General features: G+C 59.7%; 16 protein-coding genes. 7 read left to right on the plus strand and 9 right to left on the minus strand.

The features are described 5' to 3' along the window. The first annotated feature begins 230 nt into the window (after positions 1-230). From ftsZ to AC3CCE_RS24080, 6 genes are all read left to right on the plus strand, one after another. Complete coding sequence (gene ftsZ, locus AC3CCE_RS24055) at positions 231-1211, plus strand: cell division protein FtsZ (RefSeq protein ID WP_023702103.1); 981 nt, start codon at positions 231-233, stop codon at positions 1209-1211. 451 nt (positions 1212-1662) lie between these two features. Continuing rightward, a complete protein-coding gene (locus tag AC3CCE_RS24060) occupies positions 1663-2304 on the plus strand; it encodes a hypothetical protein (RefSeq protein WP_352512503.1) in 642 nt (213 codons plus the stop codon). Between the two features lie 183 nt (positions 2305-2487). Further along, positions 2488-3459 carry an SDR family oxidoreductase gene (locus tag AC3CCE_RS24065; protein WP_023687856.1) on the plus strand — a complete coding sequence of 324 codons (972 nt, stop codon included), beginning with the start codon at positions 2488-2490 and terminating at the stop codon, positions 3457-3459. 266 nt (positions 3460-3725) lie between these two features. After that, positions 3726-4043 (plus strand): hypothetical protein, encoded by a 318-nt coding sequence (locus AC3CCE_RS24070; RefSeq protein WP_023668087.1) that lies wholly within the window; start codon positions 3726-3728, stop codon positions 4041-4043. A gap of 26 nt (positions 4044-4069) precedes the next feature. Continuing rightward, positions 4070-4246 (plus strand): PCC domain-containing protein, encoded by a 177-nt coding sequence (locus tag AC3CCE_RS24075; RefSeq protein WP_352512502.1) that lies wholly within the window; start codon positions 4070-4072, stop codon positions 4244-4246. Next, positions 4239-4667 carry a GFA family protein gene (locus tag AC3CCE_RS24080; RefSeq protein ID WP_352512501.1) on the plus strand — a complete coding sequence of 143 codons (429 nt, stop codon included), beginning with the start codon at positions 4239-4241 and terminating at the stop codon, positions 4665-4667. Before AC3CCE_RS24075 ends, AC3CCE_RS24080 begins: the two co-directional genes overlap by 8 nt. 123 nt (positions 4668-4790) lie before the next feature. Here the strand turns inward: AC3CCE_RS24080 and AC3CCE_RS24085 are convergent, their stop codons facing one another. From AC3CCE_RS24085 to AC3CCE_RS24120, 8 genes are all read right to left on the minus strand, one after another. Further along, positions 4791-6866, minus strand: coding sequence for a response regulator (locus AC3CCE_RS24085; RefSeq protein ID WP_352512500.1), 2076 nt, complete (start codon positions 6864-6866; stop codon positions 4791-4793). Positions 6867-6876: 10 nt separating this feature from the next. Beyond that, positions 6877-12588: a HAMP domain-containing protein gene (locus AC3CCE_RS24090; RefSeq protein WP_031198412.1), complete on the minus strand. Its 5712-nt coding sequence runs from the start codon at positions 12586-12588 to the stop codon at positions 6877-6879. A 182-nt stretch (positions 12589-12770) separates the two neighbouring features. Continuing rightward, complete coding sequence (locus AC3CCE_RS24095; RefSeq protein WP_488377216.1) at positions 12771-13106, minus strand: response regulator; 336 nt, start codon at positions 13104-13106, stop codon at positions 12771-12773. Positions 13107-13172: 66 nt separating this feature from the next. Continuing rightward, positions 13173-13427 carry a hypothetical protein gene (locus AC3CCE_RS24100; protein ID WP_352626353.1) on the minus strand — a complete coding sequence of 85 codons (255 nt, stop codon included), beginning with the start codon at positions 13425-13427 and terminating at the stop codon, positions 13173-13175. Positions 13428-13742: 315 nt separating this feature from the next. Next, positions 13743-14363, minus strand: coding sequence for a cysteine hydrolase family protein (locus AC3CCE_RS24105; protein WP_023687850.1), 621 nt, complete (start codon positions 14361-14363; stop codon positions 13743-13745). A gap of 23 nt (positions 14364-14386) precedes the next feature. Next, positions 14387-14929, minus strand: a complete 543-nt coding sequence (locus tag AC3CCE_RS24110; RefSeq protein ID WP_023714623.1) for a DUF6894 family protein — start codon at positions 14927-14929, stop codon at positions 14387-14389. A 44-nt stretch (positions 14930-14973) separates the two neighbouring features. Then, positions 14974-15579 carry a LysE family translocator gene (locus tag AC3CCE_RS24115; RefSeq protein WP_352512497.1) on the minus strand — a complete coding sequence of 202 codons (606 nt, stop codon included), beginning with the start codon at positions 15577-15579 and terminating at the stop codon, positions 14974-14976. A gap of 5 nt (positions 15580-15584) precedes the next feature. Next, the gene (locus AC3CCE_RS24120) at positions 15585-16304 is read right to left on the minus strand and encodes a hypothetical protein (protein ID WP_352512573.1); all 720 of its coding nucleotides are present in this window, start codon (positions 16302-16304) and stop codon (positions 15585-15587) included. Here AC3CCE_RS24120 and ku point away from each other — a divergent pair. Next, a complete protein-coding gene (gene ku, locus AC3CCE_RS24125; protein WP_488377208.1) occupies positions 16270-17037 on the plus strand; it encodes a non-homologous end joining protein Ku in 768 nt (255 codons plus the stop codon). The genes AC3CCE_RS24120 and ku overlap by 35 nt on opposite strands. Positions 17038-17691: 654 nt before the next feature. Here the strand turns inward: ku and AC3CCE_RS24130 are convergent. Beyond that, entirely contained in the window at positions 17692-18738 is a 1047-nt protein-coding gene (locus AC3CCE_RS24130; protein ID WP_050588795.1) for an ATP-dependent DNA ligase, read from the minus strand. Positions 18739-18828 lie beyond the last annotated feature (90 nt).

Below are 18828 nucleotides of genomic sequence, written 5' to 3' on the forward strand. Positions count from 1 at the left end.
GATTTTCGCTGGCCAGAATCCGAGCCGGTTCCGGAAGATTGAACTGGAGACTCGTTCAAAAGGTCGGCTCATTCAGGCGTATATGGCACAAGTCCCACATCTTGTCTTGCCGCAAAGATCACCCTCTGATTCCCTGTGCCAAGGCGATAGAACCTGATTCTTGCACCTGGCGTGTTCAAGCGGCGCGTTCCGGGAACTTTTTTATCGATCAATTCCAAGGAGACAAGACGATGAGCACCGCGGCAAGGCCCGTCATCTCGGAAATGCGGCCGAAGATAACCGTTATCGGTGTCGGCGGTGGCGGCGGCAACGCGGTCAACAACATGATTGCCGAAAATCTGCAGGGTGCGGAGTTCATCGTCGCCAATACCGATGCCCAGGCACTGACCATGTCGAAAGCATCGCGGCTGATCCAGCTGGGCGCCCATGTCACGGAAGGCTTGGGCGCCGGGTCCCTGCCGGCGGTCGGCCGCGCGGCAGCCGAGGAATCGATCGACGAGATCAGGGACCACCTTGCGGGAACCCATATGTGCTTCGTGACCGCCGGCATGGGAGGCGGAACTGGAACCGGTGCCGCGCCCGTCATAGCGAACGCTGCACGGGCAGCCGGCATCCTGACTGTGGCGGTCGTCACCAAGCCGTTCACCTTCGAAGGGAAGCGCCGCATGCAAGCCGCCGAAGAGGGCATCGAGCAGCTTCGCGAATGCGCCGATACCGTGATCGTTATTCCGAACCAGAACCTCTTCAGGATCGCCGACGCAAAGACGACTTTCGCGGACGCCTTCGCCATGGCTGATCGCGTCCTTTATTCCGGCGTCGGCTGCATAACCGATCTCATCGTCAAGGAGGGGCTGATCAATCTCGACTTCGCCGACGTGAAGTCGGTGATGCGCGACATGGGCCGCGCAATGATGGGTACCGGGGAAGCCACGGGCGAGGACCGCGCCAGGAAGGCCGCCGAAGCGGCGATAGCAAACCCGCTTCTCGACGAAGCCTCGATGATCGGCGCCAAGGGCGTCCTGGTCTCGATCTCGGGCGGCATGGACATGACGCTGTTCGAAGTCGATGAGGCCGCCACCCGCATCCGCGAGGAGGTCGACGCCGACGCCGACATCATCGTCGGCGCCATATTCGACCGGGCACTCGCCGGAAAATTCAGGGTCTCAGTCGTCGCGACAGGATTGCGGCAGGGCCTGGAGATACCGCAGTAGGCAGGATCCGGGCTGCTGATTTATGAGTTTGGTGGACCGTGGTCATGGGCTTCGCCACCGAAAAGTCGGCCCGCAAGCCCGCACCATTGAACTTGCCGGTGAAGTTGCCGGCCTAGGGACCGAATTCGTTTCGAGGCCGCTGCCACGAATGCGCGAACTCGCATCAGCGCCGCCGCGGAACCGCTCCCAACTGCAACCGCGCCGCGAATGCGCTTCGACCCGGATCCCCAACCGGAGGCCATACAGATTGACCGCGGCAGACATTTCGCCTGCGATATGGCCACTGTCTGCTGACCACATGATCGGCCCTTTCTGATCGGTGATGCGGGCTCGCTGGATATGGCACAATAAAAACCGGCATGGGTCAGACGTCGGGAGCATCCAGTGGCGGCCAGCCTCGCAAGCGCTATATCGAAGAAAAACTCAGGTCGACCCGACAGGAGCATACTCCATGGCTGACACGCCGACACCCGATGCTTCGTTTCTCGCGGCCCTGACGACAGAGCATTTCGTGCAGCAGACAGCGATCAGCACGTCCATAAGTGAAATGGCGTCGCGGACGACCATCTACATTATGGCTCTGTCGAGCGCTCTGGTGGCAACGGGCTTTGTTACGCAGTCCTCCGAGTTCTTCCTGCCGTTTGTCGCGGTTGTGCTGCCATCGGTCTTTTTACTGGGTGCCTTTACCGTCTTGAGGTTGGTCGACATCGCCGCTGAGAACATGCAGGCCCATATCGGCATTGCCCGGATCAGAGCCTACTATCGAACTTTGGGCGACGAGGCTGCCTTCCAGTTTTCCAAGGAATTCGGTCGCTGGCCCGAAAATGACGCCGAACCTTCTCTTCGTACTGGGCCTCTCCTGGCGTACCTGACCACTGCAGCGACTATGATCGCATTCATAAATGCCATCGTCGCGGCGGCGGGCGTTACTCTGCTTGCGTTTCGTGTCGGTGCAGACCTATTGCTCGCGCTGTGTCTTGGCGCTGGAACAGCAATCGGCTTGATGACGATTTTCTATTTATACCAGCGCCTCCGGACGAAAGGCATGGTCCGCATTGCCAAACCCTATGGTTCTGAAAAGAGCGTGCTTTGAGCGGGTAATAAATGTGGTGTTTGTCTGAACGCCACCGGCATGGCAATTCCGATCTTATTGACGACCAATGCTCCACGCCCCTCGCAGGCTGTTCGCAATGGCGAGCCCTTTCGGGATCGAGATATTTGCGCAAACTTTTTTGCCCGGCATGCGTTGTTCGTTCTCCGAGCACAGGAGAAAGCCATGCAGACTAAGTCGCAGACTTCAGCCGAAGCCGCCAAGCAACGCCATATCCAGCGTGGTATCGATGCCAAAGACGAGACGAAGAGCAATGGCAAAATGCAACAAGCGATGCAAGCCGGCGCCCGCAAATATCCCGAGCCACCTTTTCCCGAGCAGCATCAACCCAAACCGGGGCATGAATGGGCGATCGAGCCCGCTCCGCTCTACGATGCGCCTTACTACCTCGGATCGAAAAAACTCGACGACAAGGTAGCGCTTATCACGGGTGGTGATTCCGGCATCGGCCGTTCGGTGGCAGTCTTGTTCGCCCGCGAGGGCGCCGACATTGCGATCGTATACTTGAGTGAAGACAGGGACGCCGAAGCGACCAAAAACGCCGTCGAAAAGGAAGGCCGGCGTTGCATACTGATAAAAGCCGATGTCAGTGAACGCGAGCATTGCCGCAACGCCGTGGCGCTGACGGTCGAAAAATTCGGCAGGATCGACGTGCTGGTCAACAACGCCGCTTTCCAAATTCATTCCAGTGACTTCAACGACCTGACCGAGGAACATTTCGACACGACGCTGAAGACCAATCTTTACGGCTATTTTCATATGGCGCAGGAGAGCGTGCCGCACATGGAGCCGGGCTCCGCGATCATCAATACCGGTTCGGTGACCGGCATCGACGGTTCCAAGCAACTGGTTGACTATTCGATGACCAAGGGCGGCATTCATGCCTTCACGCGAGCGCTTTCGGGCAATCTGATCGGCAAGGGCATCCGGGTAAACGCGGTCGCGCCAGGTCCGGTGTGGACGCCGCTCAACCCTTCGGACAAGGAAGCCGACGACGTCTCGAAGTTCGGCGCGGATACGCCGATGAAACGGCCAGCGCAACCGGAAGAACTTGCCCCGGCCTACGTGTTCCTCGCCTCGTCGCATTGCTCAAGTTACATCACGGGAGAGATCCTGCCGGTGGTCGGTGGCTACTGAGGTCGCGGAACGTATTTCATTGCGTTGGCTACCGAGTAGACGGCACGCGACGACGTCGTCTCCAGGGAGACGCTTGCCGCGCTCGATCGCTCAAGAAACGCGTGATCGGTGCCGTGCGCCGCCGCTACACGGCACCCGCCACGGCTCCGGAGCAATAGCGCTCCGTGTTGGTCGAAATCCTCGCTCGCGTTTTCAGTTTCTGAATTTCCGCTTGGAACTCTCCCGCCGGCATACCGTTCAAACATCATTGAGCCAGGAGAACGACCATGCCACGAGGCGACAAATCGAAATACAGCGACAAACAGGAACGCAAAGCCGACCACATTGCCGAAGGCTATGAGAAGCGCGGTGTTTCCGAGAAGGAATCCGAGCGCCGGGCATGGGCGACCGTCAACAAGGACGATGGCGGCGGCAAGAAAGAAGGCGGCTCGGGTCGTGGTAAACACACCGGACACCCCGCGGCCCACAAGGGTGGGAAAAGCGGCGGCAAGGCATCGGCTTCACGGTCAGCCGCAAGCCGATCGGAATCGGCAAAGAAGGCAGCGGCAACCCGCAAGCGGAATGCCGAGCACCATGCCCATTAACTGCCCCGCAACAGGTTCGGAACGCGATGAAACCCAAGCTCGCTAACCAGGTCAGCGGGCAAAGAACTTTCGTCGTGGTGCTCGACCTCGGCGACGAAGGGTTCGGCGCGCTGACAGCCTTCGCAACCGACCAAAACCTCGGCAGTGCCTCTTTGACTGCGATCGGAGCGTTCGGCGCCGCCTTGATCGATCTTAATGCGTGAGGTTGGCAAGCGCCTGCCCGGTTCCTTGGCCATCCATGGCGGATGTCTCTGTGGCAGGATCCGATTCAGCGCCGGGATCGAACCGAGGGTTCACTACTGCCACTGCGATATGTGCAGACGAGCGACCGGCAGCGCGTTTGCAGTTCTTGCCTGGATGCCCTGCCAAAGCCTGACCTGGAATTCCGGAAAGCCAACATATCGAAGGTCTTCGCCGATTGCGCAAAGAGGCTTCTGCCCAGAATGCGGGTCGCCGCTCAGCCTTTGCTACGACGCGTCGCCAACCGAGATCGCGCTGCACGTCGGTACCTTCGATGATCCGGCTCACCTTGTGCCTCGGTACAACTACGGTTCAGCGCGGCGCCTTGGTTGGGTGTGCTGCGGAGTAGACCTACCAGACCGCGACACCGAGGAGCGCTGGTAGCGCCGCCTGTTGCGAATGACCCAGATTGCCGATCAGGAATGCGGCCCTTGTCGCCGTGCCCCGAAGTGCGGTCTCGATCTGCCCGGCCTGCCGACGTGGCCAAACCGCGACAATCCCTAAGCGCTAGCCGGTTTTGATCCTTTGGGGGGCCGCATTCTCTATCGCGAGGAAAATCGCTTCGAACAGATCCTCGTCGCGGAAGGGCTTGCCGAGCAAGGGCACGTCGGCTGGCCGATCGGCAATCTCCCGGGCATCGGCATAGCCCGTGATCATGACCGCTGGCCAGTCCGAGCGCAAATTGCGCGCGAAGCGGATCACGTCGACGCCGGATACGAGCGGCATGGCGAAGTCGGTGATAATGACGTCGAACTCGTCGGGAGTGCGCTCCATCATGGCCAGCGCCTCCGCCCCTCCTCCCGCGCAGGTCACCTCGAAACCACGCTGGCGAAGGGACTCGGCGGTCAATTGCCGCAAAACATGGCTGTCGTCGATCAGGAGGATTGATGGGTGCTCCATCCCGGCATCGGCGAACGCTCGTTCAATGTCGGGTTCCACCACAGGATCGACCGGCTGTTCGGTCGATCGTGGCAGCCAGAGTTGCATGGTAGTTCCGCGATTGACGACGCTTTCTATGCGAAGTGTCCCGCCTGACTGCTTCATGAAGCCGTAAACCGTGCTGAGGCCGAGGCCCGTTCCCTTACCGACCGGCTTGGTGGTGAAGAACGGTTCGACGACCTTGGCGACAAGATCGGGGGGTATGCCGGATCCGGTGTCCTTGACGGCGATCAGCACATAGTCGCCCGGCGGAATATCCTCTGTTGGCGTCCCGATCGATCGATTCTGCGCATGCACGGTTATTGTCCCGCCAGAGGGCATGGCGTCACGCGCGTTGAAAACCAGATTCATCAAGGCCAATTCAAGTTGGCCTGCATCGACATGCACCGGCCAGATCGTGTCATCGATCTGCCAGTCGAAACGGATCAACCCCCCCAGCACAGGCGCCACCAATCCATTCATCGTGTCGCCCAGCGCAGCAAGGCGCACCGCTTCCGGCTTCAGGGTCTGGCGCCGAGAGAATGCCAGCATTCGCGCGACAAGGTCAGCGCCTTGTTTTGCAGAACGCCGCGTCAGGTCGAGTACCTGTTGCGCCTGATCATCCAACGCAGCTCGGCGTTCAAGCAGCCCTAACCCACTGAGAATTGCGGCGAGCAGGTTGTTGAAATCATGCGCCAGGCCGCCGGTTAGCTTGCCGATAGCGTCGATGCGCTGGGATTGAAGCAGCTGGTCCTCAAGACCGCGCCGCTCGGTGATGTCAAGCAATGTGCCGATAATTTCCGGTTCACGGCCATCTGAGCCGTCCGACATCACGCCCTGGTCGAGAAAGATGCGATACTCGCCATTGGCGCATTGCCAGCGGAACTCGCACGTATAGGAGCCGGTGGTTTTTGCCGCCAGCAGCGCTTCCCTCAATCGCGGCAGGTCGTCGGGATGAACGCGGCTGAGACCGAACTCTGGATCCGATGTCAGGTATTCAGGCGCAAAGCCGGTCAAGCGCTCGACGCCCTCGGTAACAAAGCGCGCCGCGAAGGGTGGCTCGGCTGCCCGAGCATGAAAGCAGACCGGCAACGAATTCAGGATGGCGTCCTGCCGTTGCTCGGCGCCGCGCAGCGCGCGTTCGGCCTGAAGCTTGTCCTTGTGCGCCTGCAACGCCTGCGCCAATAGTCCCTGCTCGACCTCCGCCTTGCGCTGGATCTCGAGCGTCTTCTCGTGGAGTTCGACGAAAACCGCGACTTTCGAACGCAGCATGATCGGATCGAATGGCTTGAACACATAGTCGACCGCGCCGGCGTCGTAGCCGCGCAGCATATGCGCATCCTCCTTGTTGATGGCGGTCAAGAAGATGATTGGGGTGCGCTTGGATTGCTCGCGCTGGCGGATAAGTGCGGCCGTTTCATACCCGTCCAACCCTGGCATGAGGACATCCAGGAGAATGACGGCGAACTCCTCTTTCAGCAGAAAGCGCAGAGCCTCTTCGCCCGATTGGGCGCAGATGACCTCTCCGATAGTCGCGAGCACTTCGCTGATCGCCAGCAGATTGCGCTCATCGTCGTCCACCGCCAGGATACGGGCTCTTGCCGGCCCTTCGGCAAGAGCTGCCACCTCAAGTTTCCTTACCCTGTTTCTTGCCAGCTTTTGCATCGAACGGCCGTCAGTTCGCTGCCAGGAGAATTTTTTCCGGGCTCTCGACACGGGATCGGGCACGTCCGATCCAGACACGAAGCAGCGCCAGCAGGAGATCCAGATCGACGGGTTTGGCGATGTAGTCGGAAGCCCCGGCATCCAGACATTTTTGCCGATCCCCCTTCATCGCCTTTGCGGTGACGGAAATCAGCGGGATATGAGCAATCGCCGGTGTGCCGCGAATCCGCCGCATCGTCTCGTAGCCGTCCATCTCCGGCATCATGATATCGATCAATGCCACGTCTACATCGGGCGCCTGTTCAAGAAGCGCGATGCCATCACGGCCCCGCTCGGCATGCAGAACCTGTATGTCATAGGTCTCCAGAACACTGGTGAGCGAATAGATGTTGCGAATGTCGTCGTCGACGATGAGAACTTTCGCCCCAGCGAGATCGGACTTGCCGTTGTGTTCAGTTCCTGCCCAGGCCTCTTGGCGACCTTCTCCCGGCAGCGTTGCCGAAATATGCAGCGCCAATTGAGCGAAGTTCTCCGCCCGCGGTGCTTCCGCCAAGGCCGGGTTCAATGCCAGCACCTGTTCAAGCGCGTCCGGGTGAGGCGTAAAGAACAGCAGCTGCGGCAAGGCTTCGCCGAATTGGCCGGTGATCTCGTCCAGCGCCTTTGCGTTGTCCTTGGCGGAGCGTCCAAAGCCGAGCACGACGGCATCATAGGAGGCGAGGCCAACGTCTTCTGCATTTGCCGCAACACGACCGATCGCGGTGACCGACGTTACGCCGTCGCGGATTGCCTCGACCAGCGCCAGACGCCGCTCCGGGTCAGGGTCCACGACCAGAACGCGGCGCTGAACGCGGAGCTTCTTCGAGTGAATATCCTGAAACACCTTCATCAGCTCGTCCGAGGAAACGGGCTTGGTGGAAATGCTGGACGCCCCCTTGCGTGCGAGACTGTCGATGTCTTCGGCACCCGAGATGACATGGATGGGAATTCCTCTCGTCTTCTGGTCATGCCGCAGCAGATCGAAAAGCACCCAGCCATCGATATCCGAAAGTCCGAGATCAAGTGTGATTGCGTCGGGAACGAGCTTGCGGGCCAATGCCAGCGTGCCGGAACCTGCAGTCGACAGAACGCCTTTCAGCCCGGCCGACCGGGCGAGGCCAAGCAGCAACCCGCCAAAGGTCGGATCGTCTTCGACGATCAACACGATCCGATCGGTGGGTAGGATTGAATCGCGGTCGTCGATCAGCTCTGCCGAGGGCGGACTGCTGAGCAGAGCTGTCGCAGCAACCGCCTCCGCCGCCGGAGCCAAGGTCGACTGTACTGTCGTCACGCGGGGGCCGTCGAACGGGATGATGAGGGTAAATGTCGACCCCTTGCCCGGCGTGCTTTCGACCCGCAATTCGCCGCCAAGCAAGCGAGCGATCTCGCGGCTGATCGAGAGCCCAAGGCCGGTGCCGCCATACTTGCGGCTGGTGGTGCCATCGGCCTGCTGGAAGGCCTCGAAAATCAGCTTCTGTTTGTCTTCTGGAATGCCAATGCCGGTGTCGGTGACGGCGATCGCGAGAGCCTTCACCGGCTGCGTCGCGCCATTGCGGCGGCCGGCCTTCTCAACCCGGAAGTTCAGGCTGACCTCGCCTTCCGAGGTGAATTTGAATGCGTTGGAAAGCAGGTTGAGGACAATCTGCTGCAAGCGTTTCTCATCTGTGCGGACCGTGTCGGGAAGCGCCGGATCGACCTTGATGGTGAAGCCAAGTCCCTTGTCGGCTGCCAGCTGACGAAAAGTTCGTTCCATATGCTGGCGAAGATGCGTCACCGGCATATCGTTGATGTCGATGGAAACAGTGCCCGACTCGATCTTCGACAGATCGAGGATATCGTTGATGAGGCTGAGAAGATCGGTTCCTGCCGAATTGATGGTGCGGGCGAACTCTACCTGTTTTTCGTTGAGGTTGCCGTGCTGGTTGGTCGCCAGCAGGTTTGACAAAATGAGCAGCGAATTGAGCGGCGTGCGCAGTTCGTGGCTCATATTGGCCAGGAATTCGGATTTGTATTTCGACGTGAGCGCCAGTTGCTCGGCTTTTTCCTCCAGCGCGCGTCGCGCCATCTCGATTTCGAGATTCTTGTTTTCGACCTGCTTCTTTTCGTTCTCGAGCAGCTGCGCCTTTTCCTGCAGCTCCTCGTTCGTCGCATGCAGCTCTTCCTGCTTTTTTGTCAGCTCGGTTTGACGCGCTTGCAATTCCGACGTCAGCAGTTGCGACTGCTTGAGCAGGCCCTCCGTGCGCATCGTCGCAGCGATGGTGTTGAGAACGATGCCGACGGATTCCATGAGCTGGTTGAGGAACGACTGGTGTGTGTCACGAAACTCGCCGAACGAGGCGAGCTCGATGACGGCTTTGACTTCATCCTCGAACAGGGCAGGCAGGATGATGACATTGGCTGGCGAGGCGCTGCCAAGACCAGATGTGACCCGAAGGAATTCTGGCGGCACATTGTCCAGCATGATGGCGCGCTTGTCGGCGGCACTTTGCCCAACGAGGCCCTCTCGCAGATCAAGCCGCTGCTTGATGGCAGCTTTGCTCTCGGCGCCATAGGAAGCCGCCAGCTCAAGATAGGATTCCTCCTCGTCGCGATTGGTGACGTAGAACACCCCATACTGGGCGTTCACCAGAGGAGCGAGTTCGGACATGATGAGCCGCGAGACGGTGGCAAGGTCGCGCTCGCCTTGCAGCATGCGCGAAAACCGGGCGAGATTGGTCTTCAACCAGTCCTGCTCGGCATTCTTCAGCGTCTGATCCTTCAGATTGCGGATCATCTCGTTGATGTTGTCTTTTAGCGCGGCGACCTCGCCGGAGGCTTCGACGCTGATCGAACGGGTAAGATCGCCCTTGGTCACCGCCGTCGAAACCTCGGCGATGGCACGCACCTGGGTGGTCAGATTGGCAGCGAGTTGATTGACATTGTCGGTGAGGTCGCGCCAGAGGCCGGCGGCACCTGGCACACGCGCCTGACCGCCGAGCTTGCCCTCGATGCCCACCTCACGGGCGACGTTGGTCACCTGGTCGGCAAAGGTGGCAAGCGTCTCGATCATTCCGTTGATGGTGTCGGCCAGCAGGGCGATCTCTCCCTTCGCGTCGACCGTCAGTTTGCGCCTGAGATTGCCTTGCGCGACAGCCGTCACGACATCGGCGATGCCACGCACCTGATTGGTCAAGTTCGTCGCCATCAGGTTGACGTTGTCGGTCAGGTCCTTCCAGGTACCGGCAACACCTTCGACGCGCGCCTGGCCACCAAGCTTGCCCTCGGTGCCAACCTCACGCGCGACTCGGGTGACCTCGCCGGCGAAGGAGTTCAACTGGTCCACCATGGTGTTGATGGTCGACTTGAGCTCCAGGATTTCGCCCTTCACATCGACGGTGATCTTCTTCGACAGGTCGCCGCGCGCCACGGCGGTCGTGACTTCGGCGATGTTGCGCACTTGGCCGGTCAGATTCTCGGCCATCGAGTTCACATTGTCTGTGAGATCCTTCCACGTGCCGGCAACGCCGCGCACCTGCGCCTGGCCTCCCAACTTGCCTTCCGTGCCGACCTCGCGTGCCACGCGCGTGACTTCCGAAGCGAAGGAATTGAGCTGGTCCACCATTGTGTTGATGGTGTCCTTCAGCTCCAGGATCTCGCCGCGGACATCGACGGTGATCTTCTTCGAAAGGTCCCCGAGCGCCACGGCGGTGGTCACCTCGGCGATGTTGCGCACCTGGCCGGTCAGGTTGGCTGCCATGGCGTTGACGTTTTCTGTCAGATCCTTCCACGTGCCGCCTATGCCCCGCACCTGCGCCTGGCCGCCAAGCTTGCCGTCGGAGCCGACCTCGCGCGCCACACGCGTCACTTCCGAAGCGAAGGAATTGAGCTGGTCGACCATCGTGTTGATGACGTCCTTAATCTGCAAGATCTCGCCCAGCGCGTCGACGGTGATCTTCTGGGTCAAGTCGCCGGTCGCAATGGCCGTTGCCACCTTCGACACGTCGCGCAATTGCACCGTCAAATTGCCGGCCATGGCGTTGACGTTGTCGGTCAGATCCTTCCAGGTGCCACCGACGCCTTCGACATGCGCCTGGCCACCAAGCTTGCCTTCCGATCCCACTTCGCGGGCCACACGCGTGACCTCAGAGGCGAAGGAGTTCAGTTGGTCGACCATCGTGTTGACGGTGTCCTTGAGCTCCAGGATCTCGCCTTTGACGTCGACGGTGATCTTCTTCGACAGGTCGCCGCGCGCCACGGCGGTGGTGACTTCTGCGATGTTTCGAACCTGGCCAGTCAGGTTGGCGGCCATGAGATTGACGTTGTCGGTCAAATCCTTCCATGTGCCGCCGACGCCCCTCACCTCTGCCTGGCCGCCCAGCTTGCCTTCGGTGCCGACCTCGCGTGCCACGCGCGTCACTTCCGAGGCAAAGGAGTTCAGTTGGTCGACCATCGTGTTGATGGTGTCCTTGAGTTCCAGGATTTCGCCTTGCACGGCGACCGTGATCTTCTTGGACAGATCGCCCGACGCGACCGCCGTGGTCACCTCGGCGATATTGCGCACCTGACCGGTCAGGTTCTCGGCCATCGAGTTGACGTTGTCGGTGAGGTCCTTCCAGGTGCCGGCGACGCCGCGCACCTGCGCCTGGCCGCCAAGCTTGCCTTCGGTGCCAACCTCGCGTGCCACGCGCGTGACCTCGCCCGCGAATGAATTCAGCTGGTCCACCATCGTGTTTATCGTGGATTTCAGCTCGAGAATCTCGCCCTTCACGTCGACCGTAATCTTCTTCGACAGGTCGCCCAAAGCCACCGCGGTCGTCACTTCGGCGATGTTGCGCACCTGGCCAGTCAGGTTCTCGGCCATGGAATTCACATTGTCGGTCAGATCCTTCCACGTGCCACCAACACCCTCAACGCGCGCCTGGCCGCCAAGCTTGCCTTCAGTGCCGACCTCGCGCGCCACGCGCGTCACTTCCGAAGCGAAGGAATTAAGCTGGTCCACCATCGTGTTGATGGTGTTCTTCAGTTCGAGGATTTCGCCCTTGACATCGACTGTGATCTTCTTCGACAGGTCGCCCGACGCGACTGCGGTCGTAACCTCCGCGATGTTGCGCACTTGCCCGGTCAGGTTCGTGGCCATCGCGTTGACGTTGTCGGTCAGATCTTTCCACGTGCCGGCGACGCCCTTGACCCGGGCTTGGCCGCCGAGCTTGCCTTCCGTACCGACCTCGCGCGCCACGCGCGTCACCTCGGAGGCGAAGGAGGCCAACTGGCCGACCATGGTGTTGACGATCTTGCCGATGCGCAGGAATTCGCCGCGCAGCGGTCGGCCGTCAATTTCGACCATCATGGTCTGCGACAGGTCACCCTTGGCGACGGCGCCGATAACGCGCGCAACCTCAGCCGTTGGCTGAACCATGTCTTCTATGAGATCATTGACTGAACGGACACTGGATTCCCAACTGCCGGTGGCATTGCGAACCCGGCCGCGCTCGCCTATCCGCCCTTCCTTGCCGACGACCCGGCTCAAGCGCTCGAACTCGCGCGTCACTTGGTCGTTGAGGTCAGCGATCTCATTGAAAGTCTCAGCTATCTCGGAATCGAGGCCTTCATAAACATTGTCGATGCGGACGGAGAAATCGCCGCGCCGGAAGGCTTTCAGAGAATTCAGGATGCTTCGACGGTCCAATTGCTTCTTGGATGCCTGCACGGTCACAGCGCCACTCCCAGCCCTATGGATTTATACGGATAAAGTTGCCCCCGCGGCTAATGGTGGATCGCGCCGCAAGACGCCAAACGCGGCATTTTCAATTTTGTTCCATCGTGCCGTGAATTCCAGGCCGACGATTGCGCCTTGGTTTGAACGCCGGATTTCATGATGCGGTTGTGGATTTATCGGGCTTTAGCCGACCACGACACGCCATCGCCGTTTGCCATTGCCAGAGAGGCATGAATTGCGTTGCGCAACTCGGAAGGCGAGGCAGGCTTTGCGACCCATGTCCCTTGAAGGAAAATCGGATCGTGAAAACCCGAATTGGCGTAGCTTGCCGAATGGACGACAAAGGGGATGTTTCGGGCGTCAAGCAACGTAGCTATTCGTACGCAATCCCCATCCGCCAGGCCGATATCCATGACAACGATGTCGGGAGAACTGCCCCTGAACCATTCCAGCGCGTCGGCGCAGGACGAAAAGACCCCAGCGATGTCGAACCCCGCGTCGCGCAACATGTCTTCAAGTTCGAGCGCGATAAACGCCTCGTCTTCCAAAATCGCAACGGACCTATGGTGGTCCAATTATCGCAGTCCTTTGCTCTCCGAAGCGATCGGCAGCGCAGCACGCCGCCTGACCGGTTCCACCCGGTGGTCGAAGCTCACGGCAATTTTCTTGCCGGACACGGCATGGACCATAAGCCCGACCAATTCCTCGTCGTCGCAGCGACACTCAGGAAACCTTGCGCGGATTTCATCGACCGCAAACGCCGTCGAGATAATGTCGTCAGCGCGATAGCCAGAGATCACCGCGTACTGCGCTATAGGTTTCAAGGTCAATGACTTCGGTTTTCAGCACATCATCCTCCCTGCGGAAGGCCGACGGCAGAGGCGCCGGATGTCTCGCAAAGATTGCTAGATGCCGGCATCGAGTCTTCGGCGCTGTATCCTGTTCATTCTATGACGGTTGGCCGCGCTGTCGATAGCTCTGCAAGGCTTTGTACGCTTCCAGACACTGATTCACGCGAGCGACCAGATCAGGCAATCGTGCCGTTCATATACGTTTTCCGGTTCACTGTAGTGCCGTCCGCCAACTGAAACAGTCCACCCGACCAGAATGACGATTGTCGGCCCTTTCACTTGAAGCCCCCCAGATCAGCGAGTGAGTTGTGGCCAACACTCCAACACCTCCGCCATGCTGGCCGCCTCAATCTGCTCACTGAAGCGGGAATGGTAGACTTCCATCAGTGCGTCATGGGTCTGGTCGGCAGAGCTGCAGATGGCATCGGTGACGAGAATGACGCGGAAGCCACGATCGATGGCGCCAAGCACGGTCGCGAGAACGCAAACGTCGGTTTCGCCACCGGTGATCACGAGCGCACGCACGCCGGAGCCACTCAGCAGCGCGTCGAGCCGCCCCTCGGTCCAGGGCGAATAGACATGTTTGTCGACCACCGTCGCCGGCGGTACAAATCGTGCAAGTTGAGGCATCAGCTCAATCAGGCGCGGATCGATGTTGGAAAGGGTTACCTCCGCCCACCGACGATAGTAGTTTGCCCACATTCCCGGCGCCTCGCCCGGGCGGGCGGCAGGAATGAAGCGCGTGAACAGGGTACGGCTGGCATGTCTGGCGACCAGTTCTTCGATCGCCGGGACCACCTTTTCAGCCCACGGCACGGGCCAAGGTCCACCCGGCGCAAACAGGCGCTGCATGTCGACGCACAGATGCAGGCCATCGTCGCCTATTGGTCCGTGAATCAATCCTTGGGCGGCCACTGGTGGATTCCGTCGGGTTTGGGTTACTGGCCTGCCTGCCGCGCTGCATCGGCCTCAGCCACATCAACAGTGTAAAGCAATTCACCGTTTTCGTTGGATACCCTCACAAGCCAGCCGGACAGAGCGTCCGTGCCAGGCTGCAGGTCGGCAAGAAGATCGATTGCGCAGCGGATAGCTTCGGACCGGGCCGCCTCAAGGCTCGCCATCCTCGACGGCGGTATGCGTCGGCTGGTTTCGCCATCGCGATACTCAAAGACATATACGTCGCCGGCGCCGTCGCTTGCAGAGGTTATCTCGACCTGGTCGAAATTGCCGTTGCTGCTCGCGTCATATCCATTGGCTGCGAGATCAAAGGTCGCTGTCTGGACCAGGATTGCCTTTGCGCGGGCAAGCACGTCATCTTCAGCTTGTATCCCGACGTTTGCCATGTCCACCGTAACGCAGTCGCCGCCCTCGCCGCAAAATATCACCCGGCGAACCGACTGCCCGTCTGGCGCCCTGGCATTCACCACTTCGGTCCGAACGACTTGCATGACACTCTCCTGCCTGTGTCTGACAATGTTCATGGTGCGCTTTCGGTTCCTGCGGATGCAGGCGCTGGCCGGGCAACTTAACGGCTTGCGCCGCCAAAGGCCATTCGGAACCCAAGGCCAACAATGAAGAGGCCGGCGATCCGCTGCTGCCAAAGCCGCACACGAGGGCGCTTCAGGATCCAGGCGCCTATGCTGCCGGAGGCCACGGCATAGGTCCCCAACACCAACACGCCCGTCATTTTCTGAGTTGCTCCCAGCAACAACAGTTGAAGCGTCACGGAACTCCCATGCGGATCAACGAACTGAGGCAGGAACGCTACCATAAACGTGATGGGCCACGGATTGAACAGATTGGCAATCATGCCTTCCCGTGCCGCGGCAACGGCCTTGATCGGCGTCGTATCCGGCCGGGCCTGTGTTTCCGGCTTCGTGAAGACCAGCCCTAGCCCGAGCCATACGAGATACGCCGCCCCAAGCCATTGCAGTGCTCCAAAAGCTAGTGGGGAGGTTCGCACGAGAGACGAAACACCGAACGCTATGAGAGGAAGCTGAACCATGCCGGCGCCGGCCGTCATCCCCAATACCGTGAACAGCGCAACCCTGCGTCCCTGCCCTATGCCGCGCGCCGTTACCAGCATGCTATCCGGCCCGGGCGGCATCTGCAGCAGGACGACCGTTCCCACGAATGCTATCCAGTGGGCGGGATCGATGACTTGTTCCTCTCAACAATGATGCTCTTGTTGGACTTGGAGCGGCGATATAGCCGGTCAACGCGAAGCTGCGGCGCCGAGGCCCTTGCGCAGAAGTAGCTCATGTCTGGTTCAGAATTAACTGCAGAGCCGCGACCGCCTTGCTCCACGATCATCTCGGCAATGTACTCCTTGAGGTCCCCGACTTCGTCCTGAATGTCCTCGGGGGCGATGCCTTCCTCGTCTGCATCCGCGATGCATTGGCTTGCGAGTTCCTCTGCGGCATCGACGCCCTTCCGCATGAGAGCAGGCTTTTCGATCACATGCTCCTCAATCCATACTCCGACGAAATGGACTGTACGATTTACGATGAGGTCAGCGTCTTCCGAGAGCTGCGCCTTGGTTTTCAAATCGTCCCTCGTCGACACTTTCATGGAACTCACCTCGGCAAATGGGCTCACTTCCAACGCCGACGGGTTGCCAAAAGATGCATCGTGCCGATGAAAATCGCTGTCTAGACCGACAGGATTTCCCCGCCGGACATTCACGGTGCACCGAGCCCCCGCCGCAGGAACAATTCGAACGGAAACGCGTTGCCCTAGCTGGAAACGGGATAAGCGCAAAATGGCCGCGCCACGTGCTGCCTGGAAGGGCTTCTTGAAGGTTGGTTCGGTTACTTGCGGCGTGAAGATTGTCGGCGCAACCAGCGAAGCATCCAAGATCCATTTCAAGATTTTGAACCGCAAGGACGGTCTCCCGGTCAGGAGCGTCTACGCCGACGAGGAAACCGGACAGCTGGTGGATGCAGCGGATCAGGTGAAGGGTTTCGAGATCGAAAAGGACGAATTTCTCCAGATCGAACCTGACGACATAAAGGCGTTGAAGCTGACGTCGAAGCACACGCTCGAAGTCGGCGAATTCGTATCGATTGACGATATCGATACGCGCTATCTCGAGAAGCCCTACTATCTGATCCCGGCCGACGGCGCCGCAATCGAAGCATACGGAGTGATCCGCGATGCCATGAAGAACAAGGGCGTGGCCGCTCGATCCTGCGTGGTGCTCTACCAGCGCGGCCGCGAAGTGCTGATTCAGCCCTATGGCAAGGGCATGGTGATGACCGAGCTTCGCAACCACAACGAAATGGTTTCGGAAAGCACTGTGTTCGATGGATTGACCAAGCAGAAATACGACCCCGATCTGCTCGAAATCGCCGGCATGCTTATTGACAAAAAAGTGACGACCTTCGATCCCTCGAAATTTGAAGACAGCTATGAAGACGCGCTGATCGCCATGATCGATGCAAAGCGCAAAGGCAAGAAGCTGCCGAAGCCCGCACCAAGGCCACAGGAGAATGTCATCAACCTCGCTGAGGTGCTGAAGAAGAGCCTCAAACAGGAAGGGCTGGCGAGATCCACAAAGAGAGCCTCACCGAAACGCAAGACAGCATAGTTGATAACTGCCCAGCCAGAAGGTCCGCACAGCAGCTCCAGCCGCCCTTAATAGCTCGGAACAATTCTCGCGGTTGCCCGTTGGCCACCAAGGACGATGCCTTATGGCCGAGATCAAGAACGTCGACAGGGCAGTCCTCAAAGAGCCAGAGGCAGCGGATGCCAACATTGCGCTCAAAGGAGCCGGAACGCAGGACTCTGATCGGGCGCCGACAAGCCCCAGGACCGCTGGCCATCGGTAAAAATACATGGGGTGTGAAAAGACCCTTTCGCCTCCAGACGCGGCGACGCGCGACCGGTGGCGGGCCGAACCCCACGCCCAAGCGAAACCCGGAGAATAGATGTGCCCCCCAAACCAGAGCCAACCGAAGAGCCGCCAGTGGATGCGCCGACGTGGACGCCGGACATACGCGAGCCTGAGCCGGATCTTCTTCCCGACGAAGTGCCAGTTCCTAATCCGGACGAGAACCGTGATCCGCCAAAGCGAGGCGTGGTGACAGACTGAACAACGAGTTTGGTCCGGCATCCTCCTGCAAAGGCGTTTATCTCGCCGCCGGGTTCAAGATCGCCAGTGAAATGCGACTGGATTTGGCTGCGCCGAATGCTTGACGGATTTGGTCTCGATGGTGTGGACCTATCGACGCCTCGCCAAGCCTCATTTTCCAAGTATCTGTTCGAACGTGCATTGCTTCGGGCTTTTGTCAGGACGCCATCGCAGAAATTTGGTGCCATGACGGAAACGATCGCCGGTGACATGATCGAACCGCACCTCCGCCACCAGTTCGGGCCGCAATGGCTCCCATTGTCCGCTTCTTTCCGTGCTCCACCGACTGGGACCGCCCGGTGCTTTTCCCGTAAAGCCAGGAGCCGATCGCAAAGCTTCAAGTTGTCGCGTAAGCTTGGCCCTGTCCTCCCGGGCGATCGTCGAAGTGAACCCGACGTGGTCGAGTTGCCCCTGGTCATTGTACAGGCCGAGCAACAGGGAGCCGACTTCACGCGAATTCGCCAGGTAGCGGAACCCTCCGACGACACAATCGGCCGTGCGCAGGCGCTTGACTTTGATCATGGCGCGCTCGCCGGGTCGATATTCGTCATCGAGAAGCTTGGCAACGACCCCGTCGGTCGAACCTTGTCCGGATTGGCCTAGCCATCTGCCTGCCGCCGCCAAATCAAGCGTTGCCCGAGACAGTTCGAGATCCTTTCGCCCGGCCGACTTTACGAACAGTTCGAGTGCAGCGCGCCGAACCGAGAGCGGCTGCTGCATCAAGACGCCCTCGGAGGTCGCCAACATGTCAAAGAGGATCAGCTTTGCCGGCGTCGCGACCGACAGTTTCCGGATCCTGCTTTCCGCCGGATGCAGCCGCATCTGCAAGGCGTCGAAAGAAAGAGAGCCTGCAATTTCGATGACGATCTCACCATCGACCACGAACTCTTTTGTTTTCAGTTCATGCAACATCGCGACGACTTCCGGGAAATACCGCCCTAACGGCTTGCCGGATTTTGCACGCAACTCCACGGCCGCGCCGGATTTAAAGGCCAGGCAGCGGAACCCGTCCCATTTGGGTTCGTATTGCCATCGGCCAGCATCGGCCGGCAACGTGTCGGCAGCCTTTGCTTCCATCGGCGCCGTGCTCAACGCCACGCCGAAAGACGATTTTACACTCGTCGGCAGATCGCGAGAGATGGCAGATTCGCCCGTCATGAAAGTTCCGTGGACAACGATGGAGATCGACTCAACGCAGCACTGGTGCCGGTTTTGGAAAAATCATGCTTCAACAGGGTTAGGTCATGA

The organism is Mesorhizobium sp. P160187, assembly GCF_057766425.1.